This window comes from Streptomyces sp. NPDC050439, from assembly GCF_040655335.1.
Lineage (GTDB): Bacteria > Actinomycetota > Actinomycetes > Streptomycetales > Streptomycetaceae > Streptomyces.
The window spans coordinates 914,247-929,267 of the sequence record NZ_JBFAJT010000002.1 but is presented as its reverse complement, the minus strand read 5'-3'; the positions used below and the strand labels follow the sequence as shown (position 1 = coordinate 929,267).

14 protein-coding genes are annotated in these 15,021 nt (G+C 66.4%); 12 read left to right on the top strand and 2 right to left on the bottom strand.

All coding sequences use genetic code 11. The features are described 5' to 3' along the window. Positions 1-313: 313 nt before the first annotated feature. Complete coding sequence (locus AB0I66_RS11335; protein WP_363207511.1) at positions 314-778, bottom strand: integrase core domain-containing protein; 465 nt, start codon at positions 776-778, stop codon at positions 314-316. A gap of 884 nt (positions 779-1,662) precedes the next feature. On the opposite strand from AB0I66_RS11335, the gene AB0I66_RS11330 reads away from it, so the two are divergent. From AB0I66_RS11330 to AB0I66_RS11320, 3 genes are all read left to right on the top strand, one after another. Then, positions 1,663-3,537: an AAA family ATPase gene (locus tag AB0I66_RS11330; RefSeq protein ID WP_363207510.1), complete on the top strand. Its 1,875-nt coding sequence runs from the start codon at positions 1,663-1,665 to the stop codon at positions 3,535-3,537. Positions 3,538-3,540: 3 nt separating this feature from the next. Then, complete coding sequence (locus tag AB0I66_RS11325) at positions 3,541-5,448, top strand: UvrD-helicase domain-containing protein (protein WP_363207509.1); 1,908 nt, start codon at positions 3,541-3,543, stop codon at positions 5,446-5,448. A gap of 185 nt (positions 5,449-5,633) precedes the next feature. Beyond that, the gene (locus AB0I66_RS11320; RefSeq protein WP_363207898.1) at positions 5,634-5,822 is read left to right on the top strand and encodes a hypothetical protein; all 189 of its coding nucleotides are present in this window, start codon (positions 5,634-5,636) and stop codon (positions 5,820-5,822) included. Positions 5,823-6,298: 476 nt separating this feature from the next. On the opposite strand, the gene AB0I66_RS11315 is transcribed toward AB0I66_RS11320, so the two are convergent. Next, positions 6,299-7,648: a hypothetical protein gene (locus AB0I66_RS11315; RefSeq protein ID WP_363207508.1), complete on the bottom strand. Its 1,350-nt coding sequence runs from the start codon at positions 7,646-7,648 to the stop codon at positions 6,299-6,301. Between the two features lie 143 nt (positions 7,649-7,791). On the opposite strand from AB0I66_RS11315, the gene AB0I66_RS11310 reads away from it, so the two are divergent. The 9 genes from AB0I66_RS11310 to AB0I66_RS11270 all read left to right on the top strand — a co-directional run bounded on the left by AB0I66_RS11310 (position 7,792) and on the right by AB0I66_RS11270 (position 14,951). Continuing rightward, positions 7,792-8,163 (top strand): hypothetical protein, encoded by a 372-nt coding sequence (locus AB0I66_RS11310; protein ID WP_363207507.1) that lies wholly within the window; start codon positions 7,792-7,794, stop codon positions 8,161-8,163. Between the two features lie 243 nt (positions 8,164-8,406). Beyond that, positions 8,407-8,601 carry a hypothetical protein gene (locus AB0I66_RS11305; protein WP_363207506.1) on the top strand — a complete coding sequence of 65 codons (195 nt, stop codon included), beginning with the start codon at positions 8,407-8,409 and terminating at the stop codon, positions 8,599-8,601. A gap of 90 nt (positions 8,602-8,691) precedes the next feature. Further along, positions 8,692-10,275 (top strand): asparagine synthase, encoded by a 1,584-nt coding sequence (locus AB0I66_RS11300; RefSeq protein WP_363207505.1) that lies wholly within the window; start codon positions 8,692-8,694, stop codon positions 10,273-10,275. A 13-nt stretch (positions 10,276-10,288) separates the two neighbouring features. Next, positions 10,289-10,843 (top strand): GNAT family N-acetyltransferase, encoded by a 555-nt coding sequence (locus AB0I66_RS11295; protein ID WP_363207504.1) that lies wholly within the window; start codon positions 10,289-10,291, stop codon positions 10,841-10,843. Between the two features lie 19 nt (positions 10,844-10,862). Next, the gene (locus tag AB0I66_RS11290) at positions 10,863-11,537 is read left to right on the top strand and encodes a class I SAM-dependent methyltransferase (protein ID WP_363207503.1); all 675 of its coding nucleotides are present in this window, start codon (positions 10,863-10,865) and stop codon (positions 11,535-11,537) included. Between the two features lie 413 nt (positions 11,538-11,950). Further along, positions 11,951-12,430, top strand: coding sequence for an ATP-binding protein (locus AB0I66_RS11285; protein ID WP_363207502.1), 480 nt, complete (start codon positions 11,951-11,953; stop codon positions 12,428-12,430). 472 nt (positions 12,431-12,902) lie between these two features. Further along, positions 12,903-13,277 carry a hypothetical protein gene (locus tag AB0I66_RS11280; RefSeq protein ID WP_363207501.1) on the top strand — a complete coding sequence of 125 codons (375 nt, stop codon included), beginning with the start codon at positions 12,903-12,905 and terminating at the stop codon, positions 13,275-13,277. 401 nt (positions 13,278-13,678) lie between these two features. Next, the gene (locus AB0I66_RS11275; RefSeq protein WP_363207500.1) at positions 13,679-14,146 is read left to right on the top strand and encodes a hypothetical protein; all 468 of its coding nucleotides are present in this window, start codon (positions 13,679-13,681) and stop codon (positions 14,144-14,146) included. A gap of 88 nt (positions 14,147-14,234) precedes the next feature. Further along, a complete protein-coding gene (locus AB0I66_RS11270; protein WP_363207499.1) occupies positions 14,235-14,951 on the top strand; it encodes an SAF domain-containing protein in 717 nt (238 codons plus the stop codon). Positions 14,952-15,021 lie beyond the last annotated feature (70 nt).

Genomic DNA, 15,021 nt, shown 5'->3' with positions numbered 1-15,021 from the left:
GATACAGAGGGGTCCTAGACATGAGATGCTGACACCGTCGATGGAGAAAGAACACCCTGCGGGGTAGAACGTGTTGGGGCGCACGGGTGTGAATGCTGCGCATGTGCGGGCATGGGCCTCGTGCTCGAAGAGCGCCCGGCAGGTGATGATTCGTCGCTGGCGATCATGCTTCCTTTGTCCCGGACGCCACGCCTGTATCGGTCCGGCTTATCGACCGTGTGGGTGCCCCTAACATGGCTGCCCCATGCGACCTGCGTGTATCCGTGCATGACGCCGCCGAGTAGATCACGGCGGATGACTTCGGCGTCTGGTGCTATGGGGTGGGGGAGTGGTCGCAGGGTGCTGCTTGGTGGAGGGCGCGGTGTGGGCGGTGGGCGTTGAAGTGTGTCTCGTTTACGGCCATAACACTTCGCAGGTGTCGTTCGTTGACGATCAGCGTGCGGTCGAAGGCTTCTCCGCGGCATCTGCCGATCCAGCGCTCGATGTACGCATTGGCCCGCGGGGCCCGAACGGGAGGGCGCAGTATCTGGATGGCCTTGGATGCGAAGACGGCGTCGAAGGCGGTCGTGAACCTGGCGTCTCTGTCCCGGACCAGGAACTGCGCTCGGTCGATGCGGTTGTCCAGTGCCACGAGGAGGTCACGCGCCCGCTGGACTGTCCAGATACCGGTCGGGTGGGCGGTGACGCCCCAGAGGCGCACCCGACGGATGGATATCTCCATGACGACAATGCAGTACAGGCGCCCCAGCAGTACGGTGTCCGCGTGGAAGAAGTCCACCGCTAGGATCCCGGAAGCTTGATTGCGCAGAAACTGGGCCCAGGTCGGGCCCGTGCGTTTTGGCGCCAGGTCGACCCCGGCCCGCTTCAGAATCGCCCAAACCGTCGAGATAATGACTTGGCGGCCCAGACCGGCGAGTTCACGGGCGATTCTGCGGTATCCCCATGGTGGGTTCTCCCTAGCTGTTTGCAGCACTAGTTCCCGTACAGCGGGGCGGGCAGGCGGGCGGCTGGAACGTCGGCGTTCGTAGGTTCAGCGGCGCTTGACCAGGTCGGAGTGCCAGCGAGCAGGGTGCCTGGGGTGACGAACTTAGGTGCCCTGCTCGCTGGGACTTGGGCAGCAGCCGGGACAGTGCCGCAATTACTAACCGGCCCGCCCATGAGGGCTGTGGCCGGGCGACTTGACGGCGAAGGGTGGCGAGTTGGTGTCGGAGTGCGAGAATTTCCGCGTTCTTGGCAGCCTCCGATCGCGCCACCAATGCGATCCATCCCAGGACTTACAGGAAGGTCAGGTATAACAGTCGCAGAGCCATGTCTCAGGATCCCGCCCTGCCTGGCCTTGACCAGCAGGCCAGGTCGGTAGGGGCAGCCGCGTTTTGGGCATCCACAGGCTTTTTGGTGTTCGGTTCGGGCTGTGGGCAGGTGCACCGGCTGGCCCCGGGTGCCGTACGCGGAGAGCATGAGCCGCCAGCGCGAGCTGTACGAGGCGGGCATGATCTGGCGAGTAGGCCTCTCAAACGTCGCTCGCCTGTGAGCTGTCTGAAAGTCGCCGAACGATCATCGGCAGGGCCGTACGATTTCCCAATTAGCCGCGTGCAGGTGGGTATTCTGAGCGTGGCGGTCTGCCTGCGCCCTATGTGGCGCAGGCCTGGTAGCGGGGGTCTGATGTATCTGGCCACACTGAGCGCCGAAAACTTCCGAGTCTTCGGCGCCCGGCATTCAGTGGAGGAGGCTGGGGGGTCCCTCCAGCTGGAGCTGGGTCGGGGTGTCTCCGTGCTGGTCGGGGAGAACGACGCAGGGAAAACGGCCATCGTCGATGCCATCCGGTTGTGCCTGCTGACGACGACGGCGGACTTCTACCGGGTCACAAAGGACGATTTCCATGTTGGTCCCGAGGGCCGCGCGGAAACGTTCACGATCACGTGTTGTTTCAAGGACCTGTCCACAGAAGAACAGGGCATGTTCCTGGAGCTGTTGACCACGGACCAGCACGGTACGACGTCCCTGTACATCAGTTTCAAGGCTCAACTGATGGAGCCCCTACCGCCGCACCGGGTGTCCGTGTCGACGAGGACGGGTCCTGACGGAGACGGCCCGGCTGTGGACGGCGAGGCGCGGGAGCATCTCAAGGCAACGTACCTCCGTCCGTTGCGGGACGCCGAAGGAGAGTTGCGGGCAGGGCGAGGTTCCAGACTCTCGCAGATCCTCGCCCACTACCCCACCATGCAGGCCGAGGGGAAGGACGATTTCGACACCGGCGAAGACACGGCCAAGACTCTCGTCGGAATCATGCGCAGAGCCGAACACCACATTCGTTCTAACGCCACTGTCGAAGCGGCACTCAAGGACATTAACAGCGGCTATTTGGAGAAGTTTTCCATTGGGGCAGAAACGCTCCGCGGAGAGATCGGCATTGCTGGTGACGCGACCCTCTCCAGGGCGCTGGAGCGCCTCGAACTCAGACTGTCGGCCGGTACGCCGGAATGGATCCGGCGTGGTCTTGGCTACAACAATGCCCTCTTTATGGCTGCCGAACTCTTACTACTCGGCAACAGCGACGTCGCTCCTCTGCTCCTCATCGAGGAGCCGGAAGCGCACCTGCACCCTCAGCTCCAGACGAGAGTTATGGATCTTCTGATCGAGCGGGCGGGGAGTGGCTCTGATGCGCAGGTTCAGGTTCTGCTTACCACTCACAGCCCGCACCTCGCATCGGTCGTCCCGGCCGAATGGATAATCCTTGTGGCGGGTGGGCGCACGTACAGTCTTAGACCGGGTGTGACCCGACTCGAAGCGGGCGACTACGCATTCCTGTCCAGGTTCCTCGACGTGACTAAGGCTAACCTGTTTTTCGCCCGCGCAGTGGCTCTGGTGGAGGGGGACGCAGAGGCGCTCCTGCTGCCGGCTCTCGCGGCTGCTGCGGGATGGTCATTCAGTGAGAACGCCGTCAGTATTGTCAATGTGGGGCACACTGGCCTATTCCGCTACAGCCGCATCTTCCAGCGGGACGGCGAACAGATTCCAGTATCCGTCGCCTGCGTACGCGACCGTGACCTACTTCCTGCGGGTACACCTGATGAAATGAGCGGCGAACTGCGCTGCATTACGGACTTGACTGACCAACAGGTCGCGGAACACGTGGTGGGTTTGAAGACTGGGGACTCTGGCCCCGTGAAAACCTTCGTGTCCGACCATTGGACATTCGAGTATGACCTCGCGGCAGCCTCGTGGCCGCTCGCGATCGTAATGCATCAGGCGGTCCGTTCGGCTTGGGCGTCGATGGGAAAGTGGCCCACAGACCATGATCTAGCCGACGTGCAGGCCCGCGCAGCTGAGGAAGTGAAGCGGTGGCAGACGGCCGGGAGGACGTTGGGCGAAGTTGCGATGGAGGTATATCGGCCGCTGCGTAGGACAGGTAAGAAGGCCAGCAAAGCCGTGACCGCGCAGTACGCCGCGCAGCTGTTGCCTCCGGAATCCCTCAGCCCAGCGGACCTCCCACTGTACCTGCGCGATACGTTCGGCCACCTTTGCGGAGGGGCATAACCCGTGGCGATACCACTGGCCGCCGACGCCCTGTCTAAAGAAAAGGCCGAGATCATCGCCGCCGGGATGGGTCTGACGCTGACGCATCAGGAGCAGTGGGATTTCCTGCAGAGCCTGTACTCCATGGATCTGCAGGCGGCGCCCGGATCGGGGAAGACCAGTCTGATCGGCCTCAAGCTGGCCCTGCTCGCCCAGGGATGGACGTCGACTACTCGCGGAGTGTGCGTCCTATCTCACACCAACACTGCCAAGGACGAGATCAATAGTCGGGTCGCTGTAACTCCAGCAGGACGTGCACTTCTGCGCTACCCGCATTTCATCGGCACGATCCAGTCCTTCACCCACACGTTTCTGGCCGCCCCCGCGATCCGAGGACAGGGTGGTCGGGTCCTGGTGGTGGACGACGACGCGTACGCCGCTGCGGCTCAGCGCATTTTGAAGAGCAGTGGGAGGTACACGAAGCTCCGACATACGTTGGGGCGCAGGACCGATGGTCAACGCCTGCTCGCTGACGCTTGCTACGTCTGCGACGGCGCAGAGCTCAAGGTCACATCCTCCAGACCTCTTCCCTTTGGCGCGGAATCTGACAGCGGGCAGCAGTTCGTGCATCTTAAGCATCGGATTGCATGGTCCGGAGTGTTCCGATTCCAGGACATGTATGCGATCGCCGAGCGACATCTTGCCCGTGCACCGGACCTAGCACAGGCCGTCGCGCGGCGCTTTCCGTTCGTGCTCCTGGACGAGATGCAGGACACCGATGCGGTGCAGCAACTCTTGCTCGACAAGGTCTTCGGGTCTGTGAGTACCGTCGTGCAGCGTGTGGGGGACGTGAACCAGGGGATCTTCTCCCGCAGCCCGAGCGAAGGCGCGGGCAACTCGTCGTTCCCACTGCCGATGGCCGCCGAACTGCCGGTGAGTCAGCGCTTCGGCAGCATTATCGCCCAACTCGCCGGTGAGCTAACCGTCCATCGGAGGCAGAGGATCGTCGGCGCTGGTCCCGATGGGACGGTGGCCCTGCTCGTCTTCGACGAAGGATCGGTCAACAATGTCGTTGCAGCCTTTGAGTACTTGGCGGCTCAGATTGTCCCCGAGGATCTGCTGGCGGCCAGACCACCGAGGGTTCTGGGAGCCCGGAGGCGGCCAGGTGGGGCGAAGCAGTTCCCGCAGAGCCTGGCCTGCTATGTCCCGGATTTCAGTGTTGAGGAAGAGATAGCGGGGTCGCAGGGGCCGCTGGTCCCGCTCGTGCGCGCCGCACGAGACCGATGGGGGGACGGCCTCAGCCACGCGGCGGCAAGCGACCTATGGAACGGGATCCGCACCCTGATCCGACCCACCCGAATGCACGGAGTGCCGCCGCTGCCAGCGCTCGGCAGGTTGGAAAGATCGCCAGCCACCGCGGGTGGGCGAACGAGGGCAGCGCTCCTGGACCTGCTCACCGAACCGGTGGAGGAGCCATCGAGATGGGCCACGCTCACCAGTCGTCTGACCGACGCCCTTTTGGGCCTGCCAGACGTTCTCCCCGCAGACTTGTCCAGCATGTATGGCCATACAGAGCCGGTGTGGAAGGAAAACTTGCCTTCTGGCCACCTGGGTAAGGCCGTCGCTGGAACAATTCAGAGCGCCAAGGGCGAGACCCACGCCGCTACCTTGATTCTCGACTGCCTGGGGCGTACCGGTAAGAAGCACGACGTCAGGCAGGCGATAGCCTTTCTGGCCGGACAGGGAGACCTGACGCGAGCCTCCGGGACCGTCAAGCAGGCCATGCAGTTGATCTTCGTGGGTGCCACTCGCCCGACTCATCTGCTCGCCTTCGCCACCCTGAGGGAGCATGCCACGCCCCATCTGGCGGTGTTGGAGGGGCGAGGCTGGCTCATTCGTGACGTGTCTGTCCCTCACTGGGGAAGCCGCTGAAGGGGGGCAATACGTGGTGCAGACTGCTTGAGTCTGGTCGGTTCTTGACCACAGAGCGAGTCTCTTCTACCGCGTTGCCTGGTCCTGAATGGAAGGAATGGCAGGAGGTGTGCGGCGCTTGCGCTTGGCCAGGGTGTAGCCGACGAGTGTGGTCAGCGTAGTGGCGAGGAATCGCCCAGGACGTCATGCGGCAGGATGTGGGGGTCTCCCACACCCTGAAGAAGCTCAAAACGGCCGGGCTGCTCACCTCCGAGCGGCGCGCCACCTGGGTCTACTACCGCGCCGAGCCGTCCGTCCTCGCGGCCACTGGGCAGTTGCACCCGGCGCTCCGCAGCCTGATCCCGACCTCTTTTCCAAGGGGCACACGGAAGTGAGCAACGGGGTGTCCAGCGCTGTGATCGTGCCGGTTCAGCCGTAGTCGCAGTCGGGGCGGCAGGCGCATGCATCTGCCGTGGCCGCAGGCGCCGCACTGGCAACGGTCGAGGGTGCGCAGCCACCCTTGCCTTCCCCGCTTCCACCTGAGCCGGACCAGGGATGCGTGGGGTGACGAGCCGGTGCCCACGCAGGCCGGGGGAGTAGGCGGGTGAGTGCGGCTAGCGCAATGCCCGGCCCGGCCACGTGGGCTCTGGAGCGGTGATTCGTCGGCGCAGAGGGTGGGTATTCGGCGTTTTCCGCTGCGTTGTTTCTGCACAGCAGGGCCAGCCAGGCGAAGAGTCGCGTCGCGAGCAGATAGGTCATCTGTGTGAGCAGGCTCTTGATCATGCCCTGACTCATTGCCGGGAAGTCCGGGCATCGGTTGCCGTGCGAGGTCCCCAACCTCGTGTGTATCCCTGGTCAAAACCCCGTGTCGTCAGGCTTTGAGGGCGGCGACTTTTCGCGCCCGCCCTGCCAGGTCTTTCACAGGTCGCGCGGCGGCATGAGCGCGCATCTCCCGGCGCATCGTCCCGAAGTGCTCGTCGCCGCGCGCGGAGGAGACGAGCTCATACTCGTCCAAGAATCGGCCCCAGGAGGCGCACGCCGCGTCCAGATGCCCGTGGGCGAGCTGCCGTTGCGCCAGCAGGGCGTAGGAGTGCACGCGGCCCTGCCGTTCCTGTGCGGGCTGAACCTTGATGGAGTCCTGTAGCGCCTTGATGCTGCCGGGCAAGTCCCGCTCCTCGTACAGCACATGCGAGAGGTGGAAGAGCCATGCGGTGCGGTCGTATCCGCCCACGGCGTCACGCCGGTTGTCGGCCTTCGCCAGTGCGGCCTCGGCCTCGCTCAGCCGTGCGTGGGCCTGCCGGCGGTCCTTGACCATGGACGCGGCGTGGGCCTGCTGCCCACGCAGGAACGCCACCAGACGCGGGCCGGCCTGTGGTGCGGCCTCGGCGGCGCTGTCGGCGAACTCCAGCCCCTTGCGGCCGTGGCGAAGGCTCGTCATCTGCAACGACATGCCCCGCAGGGTGCGGCAGTACGTCACGTGGTCCCCGGCTTCGTCGGCGAGGGAGAGGGCTTTGAGGTACCAGCGCTGGGCGGCGGCGTGGTCCTTCTCGTACATCGCCATCCAGCCGGTGAGGTACGTCAGATCCGAGGCTGCGGCCTTCATGTCGGCCGCGACGGGGCCCGACGCCTCCGCCTTCATCCACGGCCCGACCGTGTTGACCAGGAATGCGGCTGCCATCGGCCGTGCGTGACCTGCGCCGTCCTCGTCCAGGATGTCGGCGATCCGGACTGTCGTGCGCCGCACTGAGGCGACCTGTGAGCTGCCGATACGCGTGGTGGCTTTGCCTGGTGAGACCGGCTCGCTGGCGTGTGCTGCCGCCGTGCCGAAGACGGGTACGGCCAGCGCTGCAGTGAATACGCCGGCAGCGAGGACGCCGCGTCGAGAGGGATCCATGTCCGCCCTTCCCAGGTCGATCAACTCCTCCACAGTGTCGGGGTGTTGAGAGCCGCCGGCGGGTGTGGCAGGGGTCAGGCCTGCTTCCTCGTGCGTGATGGGCCTGCTGAGTTTCTCCGACAGGGCGGCCACCACTATCGCCCTGACCTGTTGCTTTGGTTGGTGGCCGCGTAGCCACATCGAAACCGACTGACCGCTGTAGGTCAGCGGCATCCCGGCGAGGGCGCCGATGCGGTTCACCGCGCGAGCGAGCTCCTCGCGCTGGCATTGACCCTGGTCAAGCAGGTTGGCCAGCTTGGTGTTCGGCGTACGCGGTGTGCCTGCCATGCGTGATTCTCCCGCCAGCTCCGTCAGCTTTTACGGCGTTTACGTGCGCGCTCTTCCTTCACGGTACCCGCGCAGCGTGACCGGTAGTTGGCTGTACGTCAGGAACCAGACGGAACCATCTTGTCCACCCCAGGGAGCCCGCGGTGACCCTCATGACCACCCCTCACCACCAGACCAGCGACCCCGTGGACCTGGCCCTCGTCGACAACGCTGTCCACCGCGCCGAAGGACTGGCCGTCGCCGACCCCAGCAGCCGTCTCGCCGACGCTGTGGCCGCCGAGCTGGCGACCTACCTGGCCGCGCTGATCACGCCCGCCGAATACCACCTGGGCCGCATGCCGGGACGTAGCCCTGCCGAGCAACGCGCTCGCGATGTCCTCGCCGACAGCATCGGCCACGCCAGATCCGTCCATCACGACCAGCAGACCGGCGCGTTCACCAACCCCACCGCCCGGCTCTACCTTCTCGCCGGTGCATGCCGTCTGCTCAAGAACGCGATGGTGCCGTCGTGGTGAACCGGTGGGACGGTCACCGCTCTCGGCGTCCGATGCGCTCCAGAGCGACCGAGACGGTCATCACCACGGCGCTGGTATCGCTGGTCGTGATCACCTTCAGCCTGCTCCTCATCCACACACTGGCCGGCGCCTGAGCCTTCTTAACTCCCGTGCCGGGCCTCACCAGCCGCCCTTGCTTCCCAGCGAGGCGGCCCGGCACGGGTCCCGCGGGCAGATCCGCCCGCCCCGGAGCACAACCGACGAATGGAACCCGCTGTGAAGCAACGCCTGGACCAATCCACCAGCTTGCAAGCCACGACGCTCGGCGGCATCGAGCTGGGCCCGCTGTTCACCGATCACGCTCAGTACGAGGTCCCCGACCTGGCAACCCGCTTTGCCTACAAGAAGGAAGCAGGCTCCTCGGACACCAACCACGAGTACGACAGCCTCAAGGTCTGACCCGCCCCGCCCCAGCACCCGTGTGCGTGGGGCCCGGCCAGGCCCAGACACCGCCCGGCCGGGCCCCGCGCCTCACCTCGTGGAGGACCCGTGCTCAAACTGCGCATCCAACCCACCCCGGCCGACCGCGAGGCCGGCGGGTGGGCGAGGACCAACACCCGCCTTCAGTGCGGCGCGTCCTGGGTCGCCCCCCTCGACCATCCGTCCCTGGACGCGGTCGCCCTCACCGACCGCGATACCGGACAGGTCCTTGTCCATGTCCGCGAGCGCGACGCCCGTCGTGCAGGCGATGCCCGACGTGCCGTCGTGGAGCTGTCCACCACCTCCTTCCGCGAGCTCCGCGCGGAGCTCTTGGCCTGGCCCCTGAACTTCATCGCCATCGATCTTGCCCCCGACGGCACGGTCAGCGTCAGGGCCGGTGAACGCGGCACCGCCCCGCTGTACCTGACAGCCATCGGCGGGGTGCTGCACGGATCGTGGACCACCGCAGACCTCGTCAAACGCATGCCCCGCGTGGAATTCCATATCGCCGAGACAGCACGACTGCTCAGCCTGTGGTTCCGCTACAGCCACCACACCTGCTTCTCCGGCTTGTACCGGCTGACCGAGCGCGCAGCCGCCCACTACAACGGCCACGGACCGATCCGCTTCGAGCGGCCTGCCCCGGCGCTGCACTCCAAGGCCCGTGCTCTCGCCGATGACGCGGACGTACTGACCGCTTACGGCACCATGCTCGACGCGGTGCTCGACCGGCATCTGTACGACCCGGACACCACCAGCGCGCATGTCTCAGGCGGCTTCGACTCCGCCGTCACCGGCACCCATCTGTCACTGCGCCACCCCGGAAGGATCACCGCTTCGGCGATGCTGCTCCCCGGCCCGATGGGAGTGCAACAGCGCACGCGGCGAGCCGAGATGCTCCGTACCGGGCGCTTTCGCACCGACATCACCACCCCGGCCCTGCCTCCACTGCACCCAGACGGACGACGCGCCCAGAGCGGATACGTCTACCCCTACGAAGAGCCCTACCACGAGGCCACCACCGCTCTCGTCTACCAACTGGCCGGGGCCGGCATCCGTACCGTGGTGACCGGGATCGGCGGAGACGAGATGGTCGCCCTCACCCCCGAGGAAGCACCACACCCTCCCGTCGGCCCGGGCCACGCGATGACCCAATGGCTGGGGCCTGCCGCCCGCGAGGCCCTCATGGACGTGGACGGAGACACCTGCCCGCCCGCCGTCGTCAACGAAATGACCCTGCTCGCGATGGCATCGGCCGCACCCCTGCTGCTCGAGGCCGGGATCTGGCCTCTGCACCCCTTCGCCGATCCGGACATGATCCGCTTCGGCGAATGGCTGCCCCGCTCCTGGCGCTCCCGCAAGAACCTGCACCGCCGCCGCCTGAGCGCCCTGGGCCTGTCCGAACTGGTCGTCGAGCCACCCCTGCCGGAAAACTTCACCGACATCATGAACACCGCGATCCGCACCACACTGCCCACACAGGTGCGACGCCTACTCGATCAAGGTTCTCCGCTCATCGACGCCAAGCTCGTAGACGCCGACACCCTCACCCAAGCTCTCACGCGCATCGAATCCGGCGACATCCGCGCCACAGACGACCGCCTCGCCGACGTCGTCGCCGCCGACCTCGCCCACCGAGCCGCCCACAACTGAGAGCCTCAAACACATGTACGTGATGCGCCCCGCCACCACCGACGACCGCGCCGCTTACACCGAGCTGATCCGCGCCCGTGCCGCCTGGATGGTGAGCACAGGCAAGGTCGGTGGTGCAGACCTCCTCGAAGAGGACCGGGCCGAGCAGATCGCCGCACAGGCCGGGAACGGCCGCACCCCCGTATGGGCTTTGCTCTCACCCGAGGCAGAACTCATCGGCTGCACCAGCCTCTACGACCAGACCCCCGCATGGGGATGGACTGATGCCGAGCGCGCCGAGCCCGCGCTCTTTCTGGCCACCACCTTCACCCATCCCGACCACCGGGCGACCAAGCCCGGCACCCTGATTGCCTGGTGGGCCCTGGCACACGCAGTCAGCACCGGGAAACTCTGGGTGCGACGCGGCTGCGGACACCAAGGGCTGGTGCGCTACTACCGCGACCATCAGGGCTTCGACCTCATCCACGAAACCGAGCGCGGAGGCCACCCCGCCTACCTCCTGGCCCGCAAAGCCGAGGAGCTCAACCACCTGCCCGTCACCACCGACCCCACCGGCACTTTCACCTGACTCCTCGGGAGGCGCACGCATGCCCAGCAATGTCACCGAGCGCGACGCCGCGTTCAACCGCAAAGCCTGGGACACTCTGGCCACCACCCGCACCGGTCAAGAACCAGTCCTGTACTGGCACTTTCGCGACGCGCCCGGGCCTGGCGTCGAACTCCTGGGCCTCCTGACCGGGGCAACCGTCGCGGAACTGGGGTGCGGCAACGGCAGCCGTCTCGCCCACATTGCCCAGCATGGGGTTGCTCGCGGGATCGGTAACGACGTCTCGCCCGTACGCATCCACCAGGCCGGCACCCAGTACGCCACGCAAGAACGTCTGGAGTGGTGGCTCGGGGACGCCATTCGTATCACCCCCCACCTACCGGTGTTGGATGCCGTGTTCTCCGTGTTCGGTGGGCTCTGGTTCGCCGACCCCCACCAACTCCTGCCCGCCCTCCGCCAACGGATCAAGCCCGGTGGGCGGCTCGTCTTCTCCTGCATGACCCGCGCCCCCGGCGCCCCCGAAGGGCGCCGCCAGATGATCGTCTACACCCCGGCTACCGGCCGCGTCCCCGTTGTGCGGTGGATGTACTCGATCCAGGGCTGGCTAAGGATCCTGGCTGAACACGGGTACCGCGTCGACACGGTCGACCAAGCCCACGACCAGCGCAATCAACGCGTCCGCAGCACCGTATTTGCCGCCCGTATCCCCCAGTGATGTCGCCGAGCGGTGCTCTCGGTACAGGGCGTCGCGTTCATCGGTGCCTGTGATCGGCCGGGCTCTCACGCGGGTCCCTATGCCGGATCGAGGGCCATAGCCATTGCGCCGGAGTCGGAGAGCGCTCCGGGCGTCTTCGGAGGTGGTCGGCGAGGACTCTGGCACCGTCGATCAATTCGGATCAGGGCGTTCCGCTCTTGTTGGAGCGGGGGGTGTGGTGGTCGCGGCCCAATGCCGCGATCACGGGAGGCCCCCATGTTTCTGTCTCTGCCACTGTCCGGCGCGCTCTTGCTGAGTGCGCTGTCCGTCTCGGCCGCGTGTGCTCTGGAGGACGTGCGAGTGTGCTTCCGCCAGGGGCGGGGTCGTCACCGCCGCGCTGGAAGCGGTCGGCACGCGCAGCGTGGCGGTGCGCGATGAGGCCCGGGGTGGGCCGCAGGGCTCCGGAATCTCGGCAGCTGTACACCTGGGGGCCGGGTGTCGAGAATCCGGTGGGGCTGGCGCGTGCCGCTGTATGCGCTGAGTTCGTCAGGCTTGAAGTGCCGGAAGATGTAGCCGAGAACGCTGTACTCGCAGTGTCCGAGCTTGTGGCCAATGCCGCCGAGCATGCATGTGGGCCATATGCGGTCTGCTTGCGCCGCACCGCGCGGGAGCTGCTCTGCGAGGTACATGACGGGTGTTGCCAGATGCCCGTAGTGACACCGGCTATCTCGACCGTGCCGTTTGAGCCCCAAGAGATCGATCGGGGCGGTGGACTGGACGCGCTGTGTGAGGCGCTGTCCGAGCGCGGGCGGGGCTTGGGCATTGTGAACTACCTCAGCGGGGGTAGTTGGGGCGTTCGCAGGACCTCGGTAGGCAAGTGCATCTGGGTGGACGTAAGTTCGTGCCGCTCGTGAGGGGTGCGGCGGGCGTCGTCGATGTAGACGCCCGCCGCGCTCACGTGACGGCAGTCCTCTGTGGCCATTTGTGGGGCTGTTCAAACCACGGAGTCGCATGTCCTTCCCGGCAGTTGAGGTGAACCACTTGCCGCGCTCCGATGCGGTACGCACCGTAAGGGTGAAGGGGAGGGCGTTCTTCCGCTGTCGGTTTAACTCACCGGAATCATCGGGCATGACGGGTGCACCAAGTGACCACGCGGACACTTTGTGTGCTTCATGGCTGGTGAGAGCGGGGCGTATGACGGTGATGAGAGCGCACGGGGTTGCGGTTCTTTGTGCCGCAGCAGGGTTGGCGGTTGGTTTGAGTGGGTGCGCGAAAGACTCGGCTCGGCAACCGGACGTGAGCGATTCGCGGGCGGTCAAGGCGGCGAGGCCTTCTTCGCCGTCTTCGGCGCCATCTCCTACAGGCGAGGGGGAGCGCGAGGCGATCGTGACGTACGGGGCGATGTGGGAGGACGCCGCTGCCGCCTCTCGCACGTCCGACTCCAAGCATCCTCGGCTCAATGACCATGCCAAGGGAGACGCTTTGAGCCTGTTGCGCTACATGATGGAGCAGGCCCGTAAGAAGGGGGTCACCAACCGGGGTACGGCCAGTACTACCCCGACGGTGGTGAAGTCGAGTAAGAACGAGTTCGAACTGTTGGATTGCGTTGACGGCTCCAAGTGGGTGCAGGTCAAACCCGCCAGGTCCCCTGATGGCGTCGCGGGTGCGCACTACCGCACGGAGGCGACCGTCGCCTTCAAATCCGGAAAGTGGATGGTTTCCAAGCTCTACTGGGGGGCGGCGGGGTCATGCATGGACTGAGGCCGCCTCTCGTGGCGAAGTCCATGGCCGCCTTCGTTGTGGCGTCAGCAATGCTCGGGGCGCTGGCAGCGCCAACTCGGGCGAGCGCTGAACCGGACCCCAGCATGGATCTTGGCACCGGCGTGAAGTGCCACGCGGGTAAGTGCGGTGTCGGGGCGGCGAGCGAAGCGCGTCCCCCGTCTCGTGGGAACCCTGCTCCCGGCTCTGCTTCCGGGGGCACGGCGGCGACGGGCGGAGATGCGAGTTCTGGAAGCGGTGCGATGGAGTGGAAGCGTCGGCCGGGCCAGATGTACGGTCCGCGCGGTGTTCCCCTGCCTGGGCAGAGCTTTGCTGAACCCGCTGACAAGAGGCCAACGGGGAAGAAGGGCGGCGGTGGCGGCGCTCGCCCGGAGCCTGCGGTCGTGGCACAGCAGGCGGTGCGGGAGTTGGTGCTGCCTGACCCGGAGATTCGGACCAACCCTGATGAAAAGCATGCGCAGTTGGTGCGAGTGCCGACGTGGATGTGGCTCGACCGGGTGATGTGGAAGCCGGTGTCGGAGACCGCGGAGGTGCCGGGTGTGTCGGTGACGGCCACGGCGATACCGCGTACCGCGACATGGCGCATGGGCGACGGCAAGAGGGTGGTCTGCGAAGGCGCTGGGACTCGGTATTCGGCGAAGCACGCGGCGCATTCGGAGTCCCCGGACTGCGGACACACCTATCTGCGGTCGTCGGCGGGGCAGCCTAAGGAAGCGTTCACGGTCTCGGTGACTGTCACCTGGGATGTGGAGTGGCACGGCGGGGGCGAGCAGGGGGTCATTCCGGGGCTGCAGACGCAGGCGCAGATGTCGTTGAGGGTGGCTGAGGCGCAGGCGTTGGTCGTGTCCTGACCGTCGGGCAGGGCTGGTGTATCGGGCGCCGGGGGGGCGGCGCCGCAGAGTTTCTCTTTGATCGAGTGGGTGAAGTGTGGGTACCTCTATGTCTTCTTCCAGGTCCGCGGACGCGAACGGTACGTGGGCGTGGCTGAAACCGTCGCGGCAGCCGGTTGAGGAACCGCCGACCGTCGAGGGGCTGGTGGGGGCGCGACGGCGCTGGCGGCCCGGCCTGATCGCGCTCGGCGTGGCGGGAGCGGTCGCCTGCGCGGGCGGGGCCGCGTGGATGGTAAGCAACGCGGGAGAGCGGCAGCCCGTGCTGTCCGTGGTGCGGCCGGTCGCCGCGGGCGAGGTGATCGAGCCGACTGATGTCGGCGTAGTGCGTCTGGGGGTGGATGACGCCAAGCAGGTGGTTCCGGTGAGACGGCTTGAGACGGTGGTCGGGCGGCGGGCTGTAGTGCCTTTGATGGCCGGGCAGTTGCTTGCGCCCGGGCTGGTGGGGGGCAGGGCGGACTTTCCTCCCGAGGGGCGGGCACTGGCTGTGGTCGGTGTGGAGCCGGGGATGCTCCCCGCGGGCCTGGCGTCCGGGCAGCGGGTGGCCGTCGTGCCGGGCATCGAGCCGGGCGGGCGTGCGGTGGCCGGTGAGGACGCGAAGCTTCCTGATCCGGTGCTGGGCGTGGTCAGTGCGGTGGGGCGGCCGGAGTCGGCTTCAGGCAAGGGGGCGGTGACCGTGCTGGTGGAGGGGGCGGCCGTGCGCCGGGTGGCGCAGATGCCCGAGCCGAGGATCGCGGTGCTGAGCGAGTCGGTGAAGGAGGTGTCGTGATGCGGCAGATCGTGGCCCTCGGCTCGTTCAAGGGGGCGCCAGGGGTGACCACGCTGGCCCTGGCGCTGGC

Excerpts from the sequence above, each read along its gene's own strand:
- AB0I66_RS11270 (WP_363207499.1), top strand. The coding sequence starts at position 14,235 with ATGTCTTCTTCCAGGTCCGCGGACGCGAACGGTACGTGGGCGTGGCTG.
- AB0I66_RS11320 (WP_363207898.1), top strand. The coding sequence starts at position 5,634 with ATGCGGCAGGATGTGGGGGTCTCCCACACCCTGAAGAAGCTCAAAACG.
- AB0I66_RS11295 (WP_363207504.1), top strand. The coding sequence starts at position 10,289 with ATGTACGTGATGCGCCCCGCCACCACCGACGACCGCGCCGCTTACACC.
- AB0I66_RS11290 (WP_363207503.1), top strand. The coding sequence starts at position 10,863 with ATGCCCAGCAATGTCACCGAGCGCGACGCCGCGTTCAACCGCAAAGCC.
- AB0I66_RS11315 (WP_363207508.1), bottom strand. The coding sequence starts at position 7,648 with ATGGCAGGCACACCGCGTACGCCGAACACCAAGCTGGCCAACCTGCTT.
- AB0I66_RS11330 (WP_363207510.1), top strand. The coding sequence starts at position 1,663 with ATGTATCTGGCCACACTGAGCGCCGAAAACTTCCGAGTCTTCGGCGCC.
- AB0I66_RS11305 (WP_363207506.1), top strand. The coding sequence starts at position 8,407 with ATGGAACCCGCTGTGAAGCAACGCCTGGACCAATCCACCAGCTTGCAA.
- AB0I66_RS11285 (WP_363207502.1), top strand. The coding sequence starts at position 11,951 with ATGAGGCCCGGGGTGGGCCGCAGGGCTCCGGAATCTCGGCAGCTGTAC.